This window comes from Moraxella sp. FZFQ2102 (assembly GCF_024137865.1).
In the GTDB taxonomy this organism is placed as follows: domain Bacteria; phylum Pseudomonadota; class Gammaproteobacteria; order Pseudomonadales; family Moraxellaceae; genus Moraxella.
Genome location: NZ_CP099960.1, coordinates 1,011,812 through 1,030,952 on the forward strand (window position 1 = coordinate 1,011,812; position 19,141 = coordinate 1,030,952).

Below are 19,141 nucleotides of genomic sequence, written 5' to 3' on the forward strand. Positions count from 1 at the left end.
TGTGCAAAGTAAGCACTTATTGTAACATAAGTTTTGCCAAAGTTTAGTATCAAATCGTAAATTTGCGCAATTGCATGAATTTGGTCTTGGCAAAGCGCGAGATACGCTTGGCGAGTGTCGGTGTGGGCTTAGCGTGCGTGGATTGATACAGATAGTCAATCACCTGCTCGACGCTAGCAAGCCCATGACCGTGCGGCAGGCGATACACAGGATAATCAATCAGCGTACCATGAATCAGCGCAGATAGACTCAGCGGAGTTTGGCGTTGTCGCCGTGCGATGGCTGCAAGCTTGGGCATGTTATCAGGCTCGATGATGTCAGTGGTCAAGCCAAAACCTGCATAAAACGGCAAGCCATAGCACACCACTGACACCCCGCGCAGCAGTGCTTCAAAGCCTGTCAATGAGCTGATGGTCTGCACCACATTGACCACTGCCAAGCACTGCGGCATGGCGGTATCATGCGCGATGATATCAGCAAGCTTAAGCATCTGATCATCCACCTTGCCCAAGCGTAGCCCTGCTTCGATATCGGGATGTGGCTTATAGATGATGATGTCATTGGGGTGATCGGCGCGCACACGCTTAAGCAGATCAGCATTGGTCTTGATGATACTGGTGCAGTTTTGTACCGATGCATCATCTTCGACCTGTCCAACCACCAGATGGATGGTCGCACTGGGATTGGCTTGTTTCAGCTTAGCAATTTGCGCGCCAAGCTGATCATTGTGCGTACCGACATTGTATTTACTGACTTGATTGGCAAGTAAAGTTTGCTGCAGTACGGCAGCTCGCTTAGCCTGCTCATCAGTCAAATCAATGCTTTGTAAAATCATCTCCAACCGAGATGGCGCGGTGGCATCATAATATATGCCAACATCATCCATCACCACAGACAGTGGCTCAAGCAAGGTTGCACCCAAGCCATTTGAGCGGATAAAACCATCTTCCATGCAGATGATGGCAGGATTTGACTGATTTTGATAGGTGTGAATTTTGTTTGCTAATTTGCGCTTGGCAGCCAAACCCCAAACGAGATATTTGGTATCTACAGGCAAGCCGCTTAAGGCTTTTTGATCATCTTTTTTGGCACGCTTGGCATTGTATTGATCGGTGAAAAACAAGCGCATTTTGGTTTTGGATTTAAATTTAAGCTGAGTTTGTGGAAACTGGCTAAAGCCTTTAACAAACCCTGTTTTCCAGCGGCTAAAATCATATGCCAAAACATCGCCTGCGACAAAGCTTTGCTGATCACGATTGCGAATCAAATAGTCAATCACCGTTTCAATTTGGCACGCCTTGGCTGTCGCAGGGTCGGCATAATAACTATAATCAATATACGCTGCAAAAAATGCCCGCTCAAGCGTCACGGTGGTTAGACCTAATGCCGCTCGCCGCGCCTTGACCTGTTGGTACAGATCGCGCATGGCAGGATTGTCTTGCAAATAGGTATCATCAGTTAGCCCTAGACCTGCATACCAACTCATGCCAAAGCTTGCCACTGATTTGCCCAGCATTAATGCTTCAAAGCCTAGATGCGAGCTGACCGTATAAATGGCTTTGGCATTTTCAAGTAATGCAATGGGATTGACGGCTTGTTTGATAATTAGAATGCGATCAATGGCATCTTGGCTGATGCCATGACTGCTAAGATAATTGACGGCTTGGGCGTGCAATTTGCCCGTGCTATTGACTAAAAAGCCAAAATTGGACGCAGGATGTGCCTTGATACACACCTGCCCACCGTTTACCATTGCCGATTGGCACGCATTTAGCAGCATGGCAAAAAAATTTTCATCGCTTGCACCAGCACCCGCGATGGATGCATCGCCCGCCACTTGATCAATCACCAGATACAAATCGGTAGGTAAATTGGTCGCAAGTGTAAGGCTTGGATTGTATTTAGAAAGCTTATGCGCGATGATTTTATGGATCAGATACTTGGCGCGCTGCTGCTTATCATCATCAAAATCAGCCGCGCGATTTGCCAGCAACCACTCTAAGCGTGATGGCGCGCGCAAATCAAAATAAATACCCACATCGTCAAGTACAAAGCTTGCCCCATAACGGCTTTTGATGCCGCTATCTAATGAGCGCAAAAAACCATCTTCGGCTGTCCATAGTGGCAAATTTCGCTGATTGGCAAGTTTTTGTGCTTGTTTTGCAGAAGGTTTTTGCCCCCATGCCAAAACTGCTTGCGTACCTGCAATAGCATGATTAAGAGATGGCTGCGATTGTCCAGATTGCTTGCCAAATGATAAGGATTTTTTCACTGACAATACAGGACATACAGGCACACCAAGGGCAGTTGCCAAAAGCTGATTATTTTTGGCAATGCCCACAGTTGCAAGCAAAAACTTACTTGGCAAAGGCGCAATGGTCATTACAACGCCGCAATCACGCCAGCTGCCACAGCGATTTGATAAAAGATTTGTGAAATACCGCGTGCGATCTCAACACGACGCGTTTTCACTTTTGGCAAGACCATGATCTCATCGCCCTGCTGTACACGATAGGCGGCATTGACCACTTTGGTCTCGCCATTTTGCTGCATCACTAGGATGTTTTCAGGATCGGCATTAGCATCCATACCGCCTGATTTAGCGATATAATCCGCAACGGTCAAATTCGGATCAAAGGTCAGCGCCCCTTGTGCGCGCACCTGACCATTAACAGTGATGACCGAAGTCTGCTCAGGAATCTCAATGATGTCGCCTTGTTGTAAAATCACATCCTGCCATGAATTTGGCACAACCACAATGCGACCTTTTGGCTCGACACGGCGCGCTTTGGCGATAAACTGCTCAACAAGCTTAGCATCTTCAGCGCGCAATTGCGCTTCTTCACGCGTGATTGATTGCGTAGCAAGTGTCATTTCTTCTAGACGATCCAAGGCTTGATTGATCGATTGTTTTTGTTGTTCAGCGACTGATTTACGATAAATTGATAGGTTTTGTAAATTAGCAAGGCTAGATGGTTCAAGCTGCGCGATGACATCTTTTAGACGCGCACCATGTGGCAAAATCACCGCGCCATTGCCCTTATGCGCACCCGTCACCTGCACCGCGATTGTGCCTGCATAGCGATCTGAAGTCACCACAAGCACATCACCATTATTGACAGGCACTTGGCTTGCTTCTGATAAGGCATAATATTCTGCCGTCTGCGCACGGCCAGCGGCGCGCGTGATGCTGACATTGGTAGCGTCCGCCAATGGATTGGCAATTGACAATACATCAGCGATGGTCAGATTTGGAACGCCAAATTCGAAAGCATATTCATTCTGCACACGACCTGAGATGCTAAAGGTTTGCTTTTGCGGCGCAACGGTAATCACATCACCATCACGAAACGCAAACGGCTGCAGGCGACCCGAGATCAAGAAGTCATACAAATTCACCTGCTGCACCACTTGTCCATTACGGCGAATTTGAATATCAATATAACTGCCGCGCTCAGGATCGACACCGCCTGCGCGATCCAAATAGCTAAGCACCGAATCTGCTGCTAAGCCACCATAATAACCGGGTTGATTGACAAATCCTGTGACAAAAACTTTAACAGGTTGCGCCTGCTCAAGCGATGCATAAACGCCGACATTCGAGCGATAAATGCGCGCAATCGCACTTTGTACCACCGACTGCAGGCGACCATTTTGAATGCCTGCCACGCGTACCGGTCCGACATTTGGCAAGAAAATATTGCCCTGTGGATCAACCGTCATCGTCGCAGCGTACTGATAAGCACCCCACATACGCACCTGCACATTATCACCAGGGTTGATGACATAGCTGTCATTGAAAGTTGAGCCTGAAGTGGTCGAAAATGCGCCACGGAACAGCTGCTCACCGAAGATCTTTGGCGTGGTACGTACAGGGGTGCCAACATCTTGAAAAGTGCGCTCGTTATTGATAATGGCATTGCTGCCAAGGCTTGCGGCGGCAACCGCTTCAGCTGCTGTCGCTTCAGCAGGCACTTGATTAGCACTCACCACCCCTGCTAGGCGACCAACCCCATCATCCGCTGCCATCGCTTGCGCGCTCATCACCATTGCTACAAGCGCTACTAATGAATGTTTTTTTAGCATCATAAGAAAATTTCCAAATCTAATTCAAAATTCGTCGGCTTATTTGCCATGATCGCGGATAATTGCCAAAATCAGCACCACAAAACCGTACAAAATCAACAACAGCGCCAATGAAGTGCCGATCACATAGCCTACACGCGGATATTTGGCTTCTTCAGCCTTGTGCGGCGATGAAATGACGATCAAATTTTTCATCTTACGAATCGCTTCGATGCGCGAGCTTTCTAATGAAGTCAAAGCCAGTTTATACAGCTCATTGGCAAATTCCACTTCCGCTTTGATTGCTTCAAACTCTGCAGTTTTGGCATTCAGCCTGGCATCTTTTGGTGATGTCAATTTGGCTTGTTCGTCTTGAATTTGTTTTTCAACCGATGCGATTTGGCTGCGCAAACTCACCACTTGCGGCGCTTCAGGGTTCAAATAGCTCAACAATTGACGCTCTTCGGTGCGCAGGCTACTTAATTGACCTTGCAGACCTGCAATCACTGAATTAACCATCTCGACATTGGCTTTCGGGTCGATGATCTCATTGCTGTTTTGGTAATCGAGCAGTTTTTGCTTGGCAAGATTCAGCTTATTTTCCGCTTCGCCAACTTGTGTCGTCACAAACGCAAGCTGCTCTGCCGCCACTTGTTTTGAGATATCATTGACAAATTTCTCAGATTCACTCAAGATCGCTTGGTTCAATTCTAAAGCAAAATCAGGAGTGAAGCCTTGGGTTGATAAAGTCAAAATCGAGCTGGTTTCATCAAGACTGATCGAGACACGCTTTTTAAAATAATTATTCAGCTCTTCTTGTGTGGCATCTTCAGGGATTTCATTGATAAAATCAGAGCCTGACAAGCGGTAACTATGGCGAAAATCAAAGCGTTCATCAAGCTTAGCGATCAAGTCATTCGACAAAATATACTCGGTCAAATACACCGCATCATCACGATTGGTATTATTCACGCCAAGCAGTGCCGACAGACCAGTTGCTGAAACGCCCTGCTCACTGACCTGCTTAATGACGACATTCGATTCACTGACATACCGTGGCTGTGCCACAGTCATCATATAGGCGATGACAGCAATCCAAGGCACGATGACCAGCACCACAAAAAGCAGCTGATTGATGCGTTTATTTCTTAGCTTGATGGACATGCTCGTTATATACCTCAATTGCTTCTTTTACATTATAAAAAACTTGCGCCGTCTGGTTCATCAGCACCACGCCAATGTCGCAGTTACGCTCGATATCACCCAAGTTATGTGACACCACCAAAAAACCCGCTTGTTCGCGGCGCGCTTGTAAGATCTCTTCACTGCGCTTACGAAACGCCGCATCGCCCACCGCACCTGCTTCATCCAGCATATAATAATCAAAGTCAAATGCCAATGACAAACCGAAGGTTAAGCGCGCGCGCATCCCCGATGAATAGCTTTTGACTGGCATATCAAAATATTTGCCAATGTCGGCAAACTCTTCGACAAAGCGAATTTTTTCTTCGATATAATCACCGCTGGAATACAGTCGGCAAACAAAGCGGACATTTTGACGACCTGTCAAGCTACCCTGAAAGCCACCTGCCACACCCACAGGCCATGAGATGGTGGAATTAGTAATAACTTCACCACTGTCAGGTTCATCTAAGCCACAGATGATGCGCAGCAAAGTAGATTTGCCCGCACCGTTGCGCCCAAGCAGACCGACACTTTGTTTGTCTTCAATAATAAAATCCAAATCCTTAAACAAATAATGTCTGCCATGCGGCGTCATAAAAGACTTGGTGATATTTTTAACATGAATCATCTTATCATCACTTACTGCGGATCAAATCACGCTCGCACGCCTTGTACAATGCCAAGCCAACAAACATCACACACACAACCCATCCCCAAAAATAACCCATGCTCACATGATGAATCGGATAAGACGGCGCAAGTGCATGACGCATCATTTCAAGATTGTGAATGAATGGGTTATACATCAGATAGCTTAAATATGGCTCAGGAATCATATGTACCGAATACATCACCCCTGAAGTAAAATATAAAATCGTGAACAAAACACTGATAACTTTGCGAATCTCACCACCATAATAGCCAACGATCATCAAAACCAGTGCCAAACCTAGGCTAAATAGAAACATCCCCACCCAACCGATAAGCACAACATGCAGATGCTCTAAGCTAAAGCCAATCCCAAAAAAGGTTAATCCAATCAATAATAAAACAAAGGTGAAAAAATAAATAACCAATTCCAAAAAAGCACGCGCAATAATAACATCAATATGTCTCACTGATCGATACATCAGCAAGCCCTGATTGGCTTCCACCGCACCCAATGAACGCGTTGCGATATTTTGCATCATAAAAAATGGAATAATGCCCGCCACCAAGAATAAAGAATATTCCATACCAGGTAGTACGCGCCGCATGACAGCACCAAAAATCACCAACATGATCGCCACTTGGAAAAATACTTCCAATGGCGCCCATAGATATCCCAGACGAAATCCACCAAAGCGCGTCTGCAGCTCACGCATTAAAAGCGCATGCAGTGCAGCAAGCATTACTTTGATGCCGCTACGCTTCTTAATTGGTCGGTAAGGTGGTAATTGTATTGACATAAACACAGGTCAGAAAAATTTGGTTTATTTTATCACAGTCATTTGCCCTATACTAGCCGTCAAGACAAAACCACAACAAAACCCAATTCTTAATGGTCGATCAGTATACAAACCAAAACCCCCACCAATCATGGCGGGGGCTTAAAATAAGGTGCTGACGATGACCTACTCTCACATGGGCGAACCACACTACCATCGGCGCTAAGACGTTTCACTTCTGAGTTCGGGAAGGGATCAGGTGGTTCCATCTTGCTATTGTCGTCAGCGTAAAAGGATTAACAACGCTGCTTATGAGTCTGTTATTTTATCGTTGCTTTTGCTTTTTTGCATTAGCGTTATCAAGATTGATTCAAGCTTATAGGTAAAATCTTTACACTTACCATCAACACAATCAGTAGTATTAAACCACTTGGGTGTTGTATGGTCAAGCCAAACGAGCAATTAGTATTGGTTAGCTACACATGTCACCATGCTTCCACACCCAACCTATCAACGTCGTAGTCTACAACGGCTCTTTAGGGAAATCTCATCTTGAGGTGGGCTTCCCGCTTAGATGCTTTCAGCGGTTATCCCATCCGAACGTAGCTACCCGGCAATGCCACTGGCGTGACAACCGGAACACCAGAGGTTCGTCCACTCTGGTCCTCTCGTACTAGGAGCAGATCCTCTCAAATTTCCAACGCCCACGGTAGATAGGGACCGAACTGTCTCACGACGTTCTAAACCCAGCTCGCGTACCTCTTTAAATGGCGAACAGCCATACCCTTGGGACCTGCTTCAGCCCCAGGATGAGATGAGCCGACATCGAGGTGCCAAACACCGCCGTCGATATGAACTCTTGGGCGGTATCAGCCTGTTATCCCCAGAGTACCTTTTATCCGTTGAGCGATGGCCCTTCCATACAGAACCACCGGATCACTAAGACCTACTTTCGTACCTGCTCGACTTGTGGGTCTCGCAGTTAAGCGCGCTTTTGCCTTTATACTCTTTGAACGATTTCCGACCGTTCTGAGCGCACCTTCGTACTCCTCCGTTACTCTTTAGGAGGAGACCGCCCCAGTCAAACTACCCACCATACATTGTCCTTGATACTGTTATATCTAAGTTAGAACCCCAACATAACCAGGGTGGTATTTCAAGGATGGCTCCATAGGAACTGGCGTCCCTACTTCAAAGCCTCCCACCTATCCTACACAAGTTAGGTCAAAGTTCAATGTAAAGCTGTAGTAAAGGTTCACGGGGTCTTTCCGTCTAGCCGCGGGTACACAGCATCTTCACTGCGATTTCGATTTCACTGAGTCTCTGCTGGAGACAGCGCTGCCATCATTATGCCATTCGTGCAGGTCGGAACTTACCCGACAAGGAATTTCGCTACCTTAGGACCGTTATAGTTACGGCCGCCGTTTACTGGGGCTTCGATCAATAGCTTCGCTTGCGCTAACCACATCAATTAACCTTCCAGCACCGGGCAGGCATCACACCCTATACGTCCACTTTCGTGTTTGCAGAGTGCTGTGTTTTTAATAAACAGTTGCAGCAGCCTGGTATCTGCGACTGCCAGTAGCTTACACCGCGAGGGTTTCACCACCGGCAGCGTACCTTCTCCCGAAGTTACGGTACCATTTTGCCTAGTTCCTTCAGCAGAGTTCTCTCAAGCGCCTTGGTATTCTCTACCTGACCACCTGTGTCGGTTTCGGGTACGATTTGTTTATGACTATCGCTTAGAAGCTTTTCCTGGAAGCATGGTATTTGCCACTTCGCCAGTAAACTGGCTTGCTATCAGATCTCAGTAATAGCCTAGCGGATTTGCCTACTAAGCCTACCTACATCCTTCCACCTGGACAACCATCGCCAGGCTGGCATAACCTTCTCCGTCCCTCCATCGCATCATAAACAAGTATCGGAATATTAACCGATTTCCCATCGACTACGCCTTTCGGCCTCGCCTTAGGGGTCGACTCACCCAGCCCCGATTAACGTTGGACTGGAACCCTTGGTCTTCCGGCGAACGGGCTTTTCACCCGTTTTGTCGTTACTCACGTCAGCATTCGCTCTTGTGATACCTCCAGCATACCTTACGATACACCTTCACAGGCTTACACAACGCTCCCCTACCACTTAATTGAAACAATTAAATCCGCAGCTTCGGCTCCTAGTTTGAGCCCCGTTACATCTTCCGCGCAGGCCGACTCGACTAGTGAGCTATTACGCTTTCTTTAAAGGGTGGCTGCTTCTAAGCCAACCTCCTAGCTGTCTGTGCCTTCCCACATCGTTTCCCACTTAACTAGGAATTTGGGGCCTTAGCTGGCGGTCTGGGTTGTTTCCCTCTTGACGACGGACGTTAGCACCCGCCGTCTGTCTCCCGGATATCACTCATGGGTATTCGGAGTTTGCATCGGTTTGGTAAGTCGGGATGACCCCCTAGCCGAAACAGTGCTCTACCCCCCATGGTGTTCGTCCGAGGCGCTACCTAAATAGCTTTCGGGGAGAACCAGCTATCACCGAGTTTGATTAGCCTTTCACCCCTATCCACAAGTCATCCCCTACCTTTTCAACGGGAGTGGGTTCGGTCCTCCGGTGTCTGTTACGACACTTTCAACCTGCTCATGGATAGATCACTCGGTTTCGGGTCTATACCCTGCAACTGAAGTCGCCCTATTAAGACTCGGTTTCCCTACGGCTCCCCTATACGGTTAACCTTGCTACAGAATATAAGTCGCTGACCCATTATACAAAAGGTACGCCGTCACGGAACAAGTCCGCTCCGACTGCTTGTATGCACACGGTTTCAGGTTCTATTTCACTCCCCTAACAGGGGTTCTTTTCGCCTTTCCCTCACGGTACTGGTTCACTATCGGTCAGTCAGGAGTATTTAGCCTTGGAGGATGGTCCCCCCATCTTCAGACAGAATTTCTCGTGTTCCGCCCTACTTAATATGTCTCATAAACAGTTTCGCATACAGGACTATCACCTACTATGGTTGGCTTTCCCACGCCATTTTGCTACTGTAAATTCGATCGGCTCCTCCCCGTTCGCTCGCCGCTACTTGGGGAATCTCAATTGATGTCTTTTCCTCGGGGTACTGAGATGTTTCACTTCTCCCGGTTTGCCTCATAAAATAAATTATGATACCTAAGTTATCTTAGGTGGGTTTCCCCATTCAGAAATCGCCGGGTCACAGGATATTGCCACCTCACCGACGCTTATCGCAGGCTATCACGTCTTTCATCGCCTCTGACTGCCAAGGCATCCACCATGTGCACTTCATTACTTGACCATACAACCCCAAGTAGTCTTGGTGTTATAAGGGTAATGTGTAACGATCTTCACCTATGTTTACGCTTGATTCAGTTCTCTTTACTTTAGGTGATTGTATTTTGGGGTACAATCACCATGGTTAATAAATTACGTTGGATAATTTATTAACCCAGACTCATAATCATGTTGTTAAATAGTGTTATAAACTTCGTCAGTTTATAAAGTAAAAGCATAAATAAGAAATCTCTTATTAAATTGCTTATGTATGCTTTGATGTTTAAATGGTGGAGCCAAGGAGAGTCGAACTCCTGACCTCCTGCGTGCAAGGCAGGCGCTCTACCAACTGAGCTATGGCCCCAATTTAATGGTGGGTCTAATAAGACTTGAACTTATGACCCCCGCGTTATCAACACGGTGCTCTAACCAACTGAGCTATAGACCCGTTTTAAACATCTTACCAAAGAACAACTTGTTGTGGATTCTTGCCAATCAGATATCTTCATTAAGGAGGTGATCCAGCCGCAGGTTCCCCTACGGCTACCTTGTTACGACTTCACCCCAGTCATCGACCCCACCGTGGTGATCGCCCTCTTGCGTTAGGCTAACCACTTCTGGTGAGATCAACTCCCATGGTGTGACGGGCGGTGTGTACAAGGCCCGGGAACGTATTCACCGCAGCATTCTGATCTGCGATTACTAGCGATTCCGACTTCATGGAGTCGAGTTGCAGACTCCAATCCGGACTACGATTGGCTTTTTGAGATTAGCATCACATCGCTGTGTAGCAACCCTTTGTACCAACCATTGTAGCACGTGTGTAGCCCTGGTCGTAAGGGCCATGATGACTTGACGTCGTCCCCGCCTTCCTCCAGTTTGTCACTGGCAGTATCCTTAGAGTTCCCACCCGAAGTGCTGGTAACTAAGGAAAAGGGTTGCGCTCGTTGCGGGACTTAACCCAACATCTCACGACACGAGCTGACGACAGCCATGCAGCACCTGTATCAGAGTTCCCGAAGGCACTAAGCTATCTCTAGCGAATTCTCTGTATGTCAAGACCAGGTAAGGTTCTTCGCGTTGCATCGAATTAAACCACATGCTCCACCGCTTGTGCGGGCCCCCGTCAATTCATTTGAGTTTTAACCTTGCGGCCGTACTCCCCAGGCGGTCTACTTATTGCGTTAACTGCGTCACTAAGTCTTCAAGAGACCCAACGACTGGTAGACATCGTTTACGGCGTGGACTACCAGGGTATCTAATCCTGTTTGCTACCCACGCTTTCGCACCTCAGTGTCAGTATGATGCCAGGGAGCTGCCTTCGCCATCGGTATTCCTCCAGATCTCTACGCATTTCACCGCTACACCTGGAATTCTACTCCCCTCTCACCTACTCTAGTCACCCAGTATCAGATGCAGTTCCCAGGTTAAGCCCGGGGCTTTCACATCTGACTTAAGCAACCACCTACGCGCGCTTTACGCCCAGTAATTCCGATTAACGCTTGCACCCTCTGTATTACCGCGGCTGCTGGCACAGAGTTAGCCGGTGCTTATTCTGTAGGTAACGTCAGGGCTAATGGGTATTAACCATTAGCTTTTCCTCCCTACTTAAAGTGCTTTACAACCAAAAGGCCTTCTTCACACACGCGGCATGGCTGGATCAGGCTTTCGCCCATTGTCCAATATTCCCCACTGCTGCCTCCCGTAGGAGTCTGGGCCGTGTCTCAGTCCCAGTGTGGCTGATCATCCTCTCAGACCAGCTACAGATCGTCGCCTTGGTAGGCCTTTACCCCACCAACTAGCTAATCCGACTTAGGCTCATCTAATAGCGAGAGCTTGCGCCCCCTTTCACCCGTAGGTCGTATGCGGTATTAGCTTGAGTTTCCCCAAGTTATCCCCCACTACTAGGCAGATTCCTAAGCATTACTCACCCGTTCGCCACTAGGTATCAGGAGCAAGCTCCCTAACCTCGTTCGACTTGCATGTGTTAAGCCTGCCGCCAGCGTTCAATCTGAGCCATGATCAAACTCTTCAGTTTAATCTTGAGTTGCCAATAAAACAAAGATTGTTTGATTGGACTTTAATGTTGGCTCATTTATTATTACTAGCAATATTTGCTCATCGTGTAAATGAATTAACTTTGAGTATTCTTGCTGAATATAAATGATAATTTTTTTAAGATTATCTTGTATTCGCAAAAATCCACACAAGTTGTTCTTTAGTTTTGATTTTAAATAGTTTTAGTCATACTATCGTCTAGTGGATGACTTGAGCTCTCTATTATAACCGATTGGTTTTTTATGTCAAGCTTTTTTTGTTTGAATTTTTTTCAATTCGTTTCGCTGTAGTTATCAGCGATTCAGACCAACTATTATACAGTATTTGATTTCGGTGTCAAGCACTTTTTCAAATTTTTTTAATAGTTGGTGGCGATGAAGAGACTTGAACTCTTGACCTCACGATTATGAGTCGTGCGCTCTAACCAGCTGAGCTACATCGCCGTTACAGGACGCAAATTATAGCACAAAGTTTACCCTTGTCAACAATAATTTGACAAAAATTTGTGATTTTGCAAAATTTTTGTGATGTTAAGGATAGCCATCACAGTTTAGCGACGATTTGGGCTATATTTTCCCAGTAATCGCCACTATAAACTACTATAAATAAATTGGCAAACCGATAAGCCGGGTTCTGTCGTGGACAATCATTCATCTAGGCGTGCCATCGCTGACACGCTCGAGCAACCTACCCGTATCCTCGGCGGGCAACCGATTGGACACCTATTTGGTCTTGCTACGCGTGGAGTTTACCTTGCCATGAGCTGTTGCCAGTCATGCGGTGGGCTCTTACCCCACCGTTTCACCCTTACCGTGCCGATTGGCGTTGGCGGTCTGTTCTCTGTTGCACTGGTCGTAGGCTTTCGCCCCCTAGCCGTTAGCTAGCACGCTGCCCTGTGTAGCCCGGACTTTCCTCCCTCCGACCACTGAATTTAACTGCTTTTGCATGGTCATGGTAACTTGTCATGCCAATTAAATTGAGTGGTCGGACAGCGATTGTCTGGTCTGCCAAGTGTTGATTATAGCACAGATTAAGCGTTTGCGGTGAGTTTTTGGTACTTTGCCATCAGCTCATCTTGTGTCTCTGGATGCTCAGGATCTTTTGGGATGCAATCGACAGGGCAAATATCCACACACTGCGGTGTGTCATGATGCCCGACACATTCTGTACACAGTGCTGGATTGATCACATAGATATCCTCGCCTGCATAGATGGCATCATTGGGGCAGACAGGTTCGCAGACATCGCAGTTGATACATTCTTCGGTGATTTTTAGTGCCATAATTACCCCTTATTGGCAAATTTATTGGCAAAGCCATCAAGCACGACAGGCGGGACAAATTTACTGACATCGCCGCCAAGCTTTGCCACTTCACGCACCAGTGTCGATGATACAAATGAATATTCCTGCGACGGTGTCAAAAATACCGCTTCAAACTGCTCATCTAAGCTGCGGTTCATGCTTGCCAAGCCAAATTCGTATTCAAAATCACTCACCGCTCGCAGCCCACGAAGCACCGCGCTCGCTTTTTGTTCACGCGCGAACTCAACCAACAAGCCTTCGAATGGCACCACTGAAACCTTTGGGTTGTCAAAAGATGCTTTGACCATCGCCACCCGTTCATCAAAATCGAACAAGGGTTTTTTGTGATGGGCAAAAGCCACTGCAATCACCACTTCATCAAACAGTTTGAGCGCACGATTGACCAAGTCAATATGCCCGTTGGTGATTGGGTCAAATGTCCCTGGGTACAGCACGCGTCTTGGCGTTTGGCTCATAATGGCCGCCTTATGATTATCAATAAAATGTCTATGGTAACAAATTTTGGATATGATGAGAATATTTGCTGGTGAATTTGGTACAATTTCTATCACAAAAAAGCAGAACGGCGATCACTGTGCCATTCTGCTTTTTTGTGCATTTTGATTAGCTTGGTAAATCAGCCAAAGCACTCAGCTGTCATGATGATTGATAAGCCAATACGCTTAGCGTTTGCAAAAACCTTGCTCTTGTAGATGCTCAAGCATAAACGGACGCACATCTCCGCCAAAAGTGCTGGCGATTTGGTCTTTCCAATCCATCTCGATGCCACGGCCATTATAGTAGCCCTTGACCACCTCATTATAAGCCGCTAAGGTCTCATCGCTTGCCACTTGATAAGTGTCGGTCGATACCAAAACATCCAGCGGTAGGCGTGGGCGTTGAGATTGGTTGATTTTTGATGACATATCAGGATGGCCTAAGCACAAGCCAAACAGCGGCACGACATGCTTTGGCGTACCCAAAATCTCGCCTGCACGGCGAATGTCATTACGAAGACTGCCAATAAACACACCGCCTAAGCCCAAACTTTCTGCAGCAGCCAGCACATTTTGTGCCATGAGTGCCGCATCAATCGCGCCAATCACCGCCACTTCTGTCCAATCCGTCTGCACATCGGCAAGCTGATTGTGGCGATACGCATCCATACAAAACACCAAATATTCTGCGCAATCTTCAACATAAGCATGGCCCAAACGCTTACCATCTGCCAGCGCTTGATTGTACTGATCTTCGCTCATGTCGCACGAAATCTGACGCAGCGCGGTACGCTTGGCAGGATCGACGACACGGATGATGCTTGTGGCTTGTAGAAAACTGGAAGTCGAGACCGCGCGGCCTGCTTCTAGCACTGCCGTTAGCATCTCATCAGAGATCGGCTCGCCTGTGTATTTGCGGATTGAGCGGTGATCTAGCAGGGTTTGCAGGGTAGGTTTGCTGTTTAGCATGGGATTTCCTTGATGACTATGATGAATGATAACTGTTGATGGCATATTAGCAAAATTTTACCCATCGATGCAAGCATGGGTTTGGTCAAATTGGAATTTGGCAAATCTCGCCCATTTGCCAAAAATTTTGTTATAATGCCATCAATCAGCAAATTTAAAAGTATTAGGATAACACATGGCAAAAAAACCAAGCAATCAAATCTGTGCCAACAAAAAGGCACGGCATGAGTTTTTTATCGAAGAAACGTTTGAAGCAGGTCTTGTGCTTGAAGGCTGGGAAGTCAAATCCATTCGTGCCGGCAAAATGAGCATTACCGAAAGTTATGTGATTTTTAAAAATGGCGAAGCGTTTTTGTTCGGGGCGCACATCCAGCCACTATTGACCAGCTCAACGCATGTGCATCCTGACAATATTCGCACGCGTAAACTGCTGCTCAATCGCCGTGAGATTGATAAGCTGTTTGGTATGGTTAACCAAAAAGGCTATGCGGTGGTGGCATTGTCATGTTATTGGAAAAATAGCCGTGTCAAATGTGAAATCGCCCTAGCTAAGGGTAAAAAGCTACACGACAAACGAGCGACGCTCAAAGATCGTGATTTTGCTCGTGATAAACAGCGTGGCTTTAAAAACCAAGGCTACTGACAAACTATAAATTCATGGACAGGGATGAATCAGAATGAACATCACCGCCATTGACCATATCGTACTGACTGTGGCTGATATGGAGCGTACGATTGCGTTTTATACCCAAGTGCTTGGTATGACGCTAACTACCTTTGGCGACAATCGCAAGGCATTGTGCTTTGGGCAACAGAAATTCAACCTACACCAAAAAGGCAACGAAATCCTGCCTAATGCCCAGCACGCCAACACAGGCACGATTGATATTTGCCTATTGACCGACACGCCACTGGCTCAAGTGATGGCGATGTTGCAGTCGCATGATATTGAGATTCTAGAAAATGGTATCGTGCCACGCACTGGTGCGGTGGGCAAGATTCACTCGGTGTATTGCCGTGACCCTGATGGTAATTTGGTCGAGATCAGTCAATATATCGATGACGAAATTGACGAATAAGTATCGATGAGTAAGCTATAATAACCACTGATAGCAAAAAGCCGATTGTCAAACCAATCGGCTTTTTGGATGTTTAAGCTTTTTTGCGATTGGCAAGCCACCCTTGTGCCATCAGACACATCACCGCAAGCCAAATCAAGCCATAGCTAATCAACATCGATGGGCTAAACACCGCACCCAGCACCGTGATGGACAAGAAAAACAAGAGCACAGGCTCAAGGTAGCTGAGCATCCCAAACAGGCTCACAGGCAGCAGTCGCCCTGCTTGTAGATTGGTCGCCATCGCAAGCACGCTGATTGCCCCAAGCCCCACCGCCTTGGCAAGTAGCACGCCATTTGACGCCACATCGATGGCATCAGTGCTGATGATCCAAATCAGACAAATCGGCGCAATGATGGACAAATCAAAAAACAGGCCTGTCAAAGCACGAATACCCTGCTTGCGACGCATCACATAATAAATCGGATAAGTGCCACACACCCACAAAGTCGCAAAACTCACCCCGCTGGTGCGATAAATCTCAAACGCCACGCCTGCCGCTGCTAATGCCACCGCCAGTGACTGTAGTCGGCTTAGGCGTTCACGAAACACCAAAAACCCAGCAAGCACCATCGCCAATGGAAACAAAAAATAACCCATCGACACCTGAATGCTCTGCCCATTGACCGGCGCCCACATAAACAACCACAGCTGACTGGCAAGAATTGGAGTCGGCACAAGCAGATACAGCCATGACTTGACGCCCTTGATGGCGCCAATCTCAGCACGAAACTCTGCCATCTTGCCCGTCATCGCCAAAAACAACGCCAAGCACCCCCACATCATTACCATCCGCCACAAAAACACCTGCGTCCCTGACAGTGGTGCCATCCATTTGCCATACGCATACAGCACGCCAAATAGGACATTGGATAATACCGCCAAAAACACGCCGAATGCCATGCTGTTGGCTTGGCTTGTGCTGCTAAAACGGCTGAAACTTTGGGCATAACGCGTGGTGTATTTGCTAACGATGCTGGTCATGGTTATTTCTTATGATGAGTGATTGAATGCGCTTATTGTAAAAAATTCTTGTGAATAAATAATGCGTGATTTGCGTGATTTTTGGGTTTATTTTGCATATTTTTATGATTTTTGATAAAATTTCTCATATTTTTGGATAAATTTATCAATCAAACCATATTTGCCAACCAAATTCATACCATGCACGCACTTGACCATATTGACCGCAAAATTTTAAATCTCTTGCAAGACGATGCCACTTTACCGCTCAAAGTCATCGCCGAAAAAGTCGGCACTTCCACCGCGACCACACAGCGCCGCATCAGCCAGCTTAATGACGCCAAAGTCATCGAGCGCACCGTCGTCATCGTCAATCCCATCAAGGTGCAGCGACCTTTGACCGTGCTTGTGCTGATTAAGATGGTTAATTCAAACACGCCGATGCAGCACCGCTTCGAGCGCGTGATGGCGGCACATCCGCAGGTGATGAGCTGTTATGAGATCTCGGGGGATTATGATTTTGTGCTGATCGTCGCCAATCAAGATATGCAGGATTATCACCGATTCACACGGCAAATGCTCACAAGCGACAATAATGTTGCAACTTTTAATAGCCAATTTGTGATGAATTCGGTAAAATCTAGCACCAAGATTTTCTTAGATGATGAGTAATGTGATGAAAACGCGATTTTTGATGATGACAGCATTGGCAGCAAGCCTTGTTATCGCAGGCTGTGCGGATAATTCTGCCAAAGAAAACTTCGCCAAAATCGAGCGCGAAGCCCAAGGCAAAACAGCGGAACAAGACCCTGCTGCTCAAGCTGCGAGCACCGAGCAAGCTGATCCGCATCAGTTTGATGAACTTTTAAAGCAAATCGATACGAGCGATTATCCTGAAATCGAGACCGCCAAGCCCATCATCACCGCTGATGGCAAGACACAAATCGACTGGTCACAAATCGATGTCAAATCGGTGAAAAAAATTGACCCTGCTGCCTTTGCTTATCCGTTTGCCAAAGATTCTGTACCTGTCAGCAACTACGCCAAAAGCTTTGGTATCAGTCCAGAGCAAGCCCAGCTGTCGATGACTTTATCCATGGCAAGCCCTGAAGTACTGGGCAAACTTTTGGATCAATTGGGCGGTAAATACATCGCGCACAGCTTTCGCGATGGCGCAAATCCCGCGCTCGTCGTGCAAGTCGCCCCTGATGTTATTACCGAGACGCATGACTATGTGATCGCGGATAAATTCGGTGAAGGCTTGGTGCTGCCTGTGGAGCTGGTCTCAGGGAAATGATGGTGTGGCAAGTCTTGCCATCAAAAATCCCCATAAGTTTCACATGAAACCTATGGGGATGATCAATAGGATTTTGGGTGATTCATGCCGTCTTTTTGGACTTAGCCGAACCCAGATAAATCGCAAGCATCGTCAAAAACGCCCCCAACCACTGCATACCACTGATGGCTTTATCGAGCCAAAAATAATCGAGCACCAATGCCGCCACTGGCTCAGACAGCAGTAACAGCCCCGTCAAAGCAAGGCTTAGCTTGGGAATGCTATAAGCAATCACACCCCACGCCATACACTGCATGACAATGCCATACACCAAAATCCAGCCCACATCACTCATCGAAGTCGGCATAATCCGCCCTGCGTCAAACACCAACATCAACGGCAACACCGCTGCCACCCCACCGATACCCACCAGTGTCATCAATGGCAAAATCGCCACCGTCTGATGACTGTGCACCTGCCGCACCCAAGTCATCGAAATGGCAAGACACGCACCTGAGACGATGCCTGCGACAAAGCCCCAACCCGCTAAGTCATTGTGCGCAAATTCAGGACTTGCGATCAAACCCACGCCCGCCACTGCAATCACAAGACTGACAAGCTGCATGATCGACTGCTTTTCTTTATAAAACACAAAGCCGATGAACGCCAAAAAGAAAATCTGCAAGCTATTAAGCAATGTCGAAATCCCCGGTCCCACCGCATGAATGCTCTCATGCCACAGCGCCAAATCCAGCCCCAGTGCCGCCCCTGATAATAAGGCAAAGCCGATGGCCTTAGGGTGCATGGGAAACGCTTGGCGCAATAATTTTGATAACACCACAAATACCAGTGTCGATACCACCAGTCGCCAAAACGCCATCGCATACGCGCCGACCGACACATGCGCGACGATCAGGCTACCCATGCCAAACAGCACGCAGCCAACCACAAGCCCAAGCATGGCATGGCTATTGGCAGTATTCGCAGTCTGTGTCATGTGCCATCC

14 protein-coding genes, 3 tRNA genes, 3 rRNA genes and 1 other RNA gene are annotated in these 19,141 nt (G+C 47.3%); 4 read left to right on the forward strand and 17 right to left on the reverse strand.

The features are described 5' to 3' along the window. Positions 1-49 precede the first annotated feature (49 nt). The 15 genes from NGM44_RS04820 to nfsA all read right to left on the reverse strand — a co-directional run bounded on the left by NGM44_RS04820 (position 50) and on the right by nfsA (position 14,777). Positions 50-2,383, reverse strand: a complete 2,334-nt coding sequence (locus NGM44_RS04820; protein ID WP_253224474.1) for a capsular polysaccharide biosynthesis protein — start codon at positions 2,381-2,383, stop codon at positions 50-52. Then, positions 2,383-4,089 carry a polysaccharide biosynthesis/export family protein gene (locus tag NGM44_RS04825; RefSeq protein ID WP_253224475.1) on the reverse strand — a complete coding sequence of 569 codons (1,707 nt, stop codon included), beginning with the start codon at positions 4,087-4,089 and terminating at the stop codon, positions 2,383-2,385. The genes NGM44_RS04820 and NGM44_RS04825 overlap by 1 nt, the downstream gene beginning before the upstream one ends. 36 nt (positions 4,090-4,125) lie before the next feature. Further along, positions 4,126-5,229, reverse strand: a complete 1,104-nt coding sequence (locus NGM44_RS04830) for a capsule biosynthesis protein (RefSeq protein ID WP_253224476.1) — start codon at positions 5,227-5,229, stop codon at positions 4,126-4,128. Further along, a complete protein-coding gene (locus tag NGM44_RS04835; protein ID WP_253224477.1) occupies positions 5,207-5,878 on the reverse strand; it encodes an ABC transporter ATP-binding protein in 672 nt (223 codons plus the stop codon). Before NGM44_RS04835 ends, NGM44_RS04830 begins: the two co-directional genes overlap by 23 nt. A 7-nt stretch (positions 5,879-5,885) precedes the next feature. Beyond that, positions 5,886-6,698, reverse strand: a complete 813-nt coding sequence (locus NGM44_RS04840) for an ABC transporter permease (protein WP_253224478.1) — start codon at positions 6,696-6,698, stop codon at positions 5,886-5,888. 152 nt (positions 6,699-6,850) lie between these two features. After that, positions 6,851-6,964: ribosomal RNA gene (gene rrf / locus NGM44_RS04845) — 5S ribosomal RNA — on the reverse strand. 154 nt (positions 6,965-7,118) lie between these two features. Then, positions 7,119-9,975: ribosomal RNA gene (locus NGM44_RS04850) — 23S ribosomal RNA — on the reverse strand. A 263-nt stretch (positions 9,976-10,238) separates the two neighbouring features. After that, positions 10,239-10,314 (reverse strand) — tRNA-Ala (locus tag NGM44_RS04855). Between the two features lie 7 nt (positions 10,315-10,321). Further along, positions 10,322-10,398, reverse strand: a tRNA-Ile gene (locus NGM44_RS04860). Between the two features lie 61 nt (positions 10,399-10,459). Further along, positions 10,460-11,988 (reverse strand): 16S ribosomal RNA (locus NGM44_RS04865). Together the 16S, 23S and 5S rRNA genes with 3 tRNA genes alongside form the textbook arrangement of a ribosomal RNA operon. Before the next feature lie 386 nt (positions 11,989-12,374). Next, positions 12,375-12,451, reverse strand: a tRNA-Met gene (locus NGM44_RS04870). 163 nt (positions 12,452-12,614) lie between these two features. Next, positions 12,615-13,019, reverse strand: an RNA gene (rnpB, locus tag NGM44_RS04875) — RNase P RNA component class A. 19 nt (positions 13,020-13,038) lie between these two features. Next, positions 13,039-13,290: a YfhL family 4Fe-4S dicluster ferredoxin gene (locus tag NGM44_RS04880; protein ID WP_078317235.1), complete on the reverse strand. Its 252-nt coding sequence runs from the start codon at positions 13,288-13,290 to the stop codon at positions 13,039-13,041. 2 nt (positions 13,291-13,292) lie between these two features. After that, on the reverse strand, positions 13,293-13,787 hold the full coding sequence (gene coaD, locus NGM44_RS04885) for a pantetheine-phosphate adenylyltransferase (protein WP_253224479.1): 495 nt from the start codon (positions 13,785-13,787) through the stop codon (positions 13,293-13,295). Between the two features lie 207 nt (positions 13,788-13,994). Beyond that, positions 13,995-14,777 carry an oxygen-insensitive NADPH nitroreductase gene (gene nfsA, locus NGM44_RS04890; protein ID WP_253224480.1) on the reverse strand — a complete coding sequence of 261 codons (783 nt, stop codon included), beginning with the start codon at positions 14,775-14,777 and terminating at the stop codon, positions 13,995-13,997. A 175-nt stretch (positions 14,778-14,952) separates the two neighbouring features. Between nfsA and smpB the strand changes: the two genes are divergently transcribed. Both smpB and NGM44_RS04900 read left to right on the forward strand, forming a co-directional pair. Beyond that, entirely contained in the window at positions 14,953-15,420 is a 468-nt protein-coding gene (gene smpB / locus NGM44_RS04895; RefSeq protein WP_103034620.1) for an SsrA-binding protein SmpB, read from the forward strand. A 34-nt stretch (positions 15,421-15,454) separates the two neighbouring features. Further along, the gene (locus NGM44_RS04900) at positions 15,455-15,856 is read left to right on the forward strand and encodes a VOC family protein (RefSeq protein WP_253224481.1); all 402 of its coding nucleotides are present in this window, start codon (positions 15,455-15,457) and stop codon (positions 15,854-15,856) included. A gap of 73 nt (positions 15,857-15,929) precedes the next feature. Here the strand turns inward: NGM44_RS04900 and rarD are convergent, their stop codons facing one another. Beyond that, the gene (gene rarD / locus NGM44_RS04905; RefSeq protein ID WP_253224482.1) at positions 15,930-16,880 is read right to left on the reverse strand and encodes an EamA family transporter RarD; all 951 of its coding nucleotides are present in this window, start codon (positions 16,878-16,880) and stop codon (positions 15,930-15,932) included. A 180-nt stretch (positions 16,881-17,060) separates the two neighbouring features. On the opposite strand from rarD, the gene NGM44_RS04910 reads away from it, so the two are divergent. After that, positions 17,061-17,531 carry an Lrp/AsnC family transcriptional regulator gene (locus NGM44_RS04910; protein WP_253224483.1) on the forward strand — a complete coding sequence of 157 codons (471 nt, stop codon included), beginning with the start codon at positions 17,061-17,063 and terminating at the stop codon, positions 17,529-17,531. A 4-nt stretch (positions 17,532-17,535) separates the two neighbouring features. After that, positions 17,536-18,156 (forward strand): hypothetical protein, encoded by a 621-nt coding sequence (locus tag NGM44_RS04915; protein WP_253224484.1) that lies wholly within the window; start codon positions 17,536-17,538, stop codon positions 18,154-18,156. 82 nt (positions 18,157-18,238) lie between these two features. On the opposite strand, the gene NGM44_RS04920 is transcribed toward NGM44_RS04915, so the two are convergent. Beyond that, a complete protein-coding gene (locus NGM44_RS04920; protein ID WP_253224485.1) occupies positions 18,239-19,132 on the reverse strand; it encodes a DMT family transporter in 894 nt (297 codons plus the stop codon). Positions 19,133-19,141: the final 9 nt, after the last annotated feature.

What these genes read in the sequence shown, in the direction of transcription:
- NGM44_RS04820 (WP_253224474.1), bottom strand. Translation starts at nt 2,383, where the DNA reads ATGACCATTGCGCCTTTGCCAAGTAAGTTTTTGCTTGCAACTGTGGGC.
- NGM44_RS04825 (WP_253224475.1), bottom strand. Translation starts at nt 4,089, where the DNA reads ATGATGCTAAAAAAACATTCATTAGTAGCGCTTGTAGCAATGGTGATG.
- NGM44_RS04830 (WP_253224476.1), bottom strand. Translation starts at nt 5,229, where the DNA reads ATGTCCATCAAGCTAAGAAATAAACGCATCAATCAGCTGCTTTTTGTG.
- NGM44_RS04835 (WP_253224477.1), bottom strand. Translation starts at nt 5,878, where the DNA reads ATGATTCATGTTAAAAATATCACCAAGTCTTTTATGACGCCGCATGGC.
- NGM44_RS04840 (WP_253224478.1), bottom strand. Translation starts at nt 6,698, where the DNA reads ATGTCAATACAATTACCACCTTACCGACCAATTAAGAAGCGTAGCGGC.
- NGM44_RS04880 (WP_078317235.1), bottom strand. Translation starts at nt 13,290, where the DNA reads ATGGCACTAAAAATCACCGAAGAATGTATCAACTGCGATGTCTGCGAA.
- coaD (WP_253224479.1), bottom strand. Translation starts at nt 13,787, where the DNA reads ATGAGCCAAACGCCAAGACGCGTGCTGTACCCAGGGACATTTGACCCA.
- nfsA (WP_253224480.1), bottom strand. Translation starts at nt 14,777, where the DNA reads ATGCTAAACAGCAAACCTACCCTGCAAACCCTGCTAGATCACCGCTCA.
- smpB (WP_103034620.1), top strand. Translation starts at nt 14,953, where the DNA reads ATGGCAAAAAAACCAAGCAATCAAATCTGTGCCAACAAAAAGGCACGG.
- NGM44_RS04900 (WP_253224481.1), top strand. Translation starts at nt 15,455, where the DNA reads ATGAACATCACCGCCATTGACCATATCGTACTGACTGTGGCTGATATG.
- rarD (WP_253224482.1), bottom strand. Translation starts at nt 16,880, where the DNA reads ATGACCAGCATCGTTAGCAAATACACCACGCGTTATGCCCAAAGTTTC.
- NGM44_RS04910 (WP_253224483.1), top strand. Translation starts at nt 17,061, where the DNA reads ATGCACGCACTTGACCATATTGACCGCAAAATTTTAAATCTCTTGCAA.
- NGM44_RS04915 (WP_253224484.1), top strand. Translation starts at nt 17,536, where the DNA reads ATGAAAACGCGATTTTTGATGATGACAGCATTGGCAGCAAGCCTTGTT.
- NGM44_RS04920 (WP_253224485.1), bottom strand. Translation starts at nt 19,132, where the DNA reads ATGACACAGACTGCGAATACTGCCAATAGCCATGCCATGCTTGGGCTT.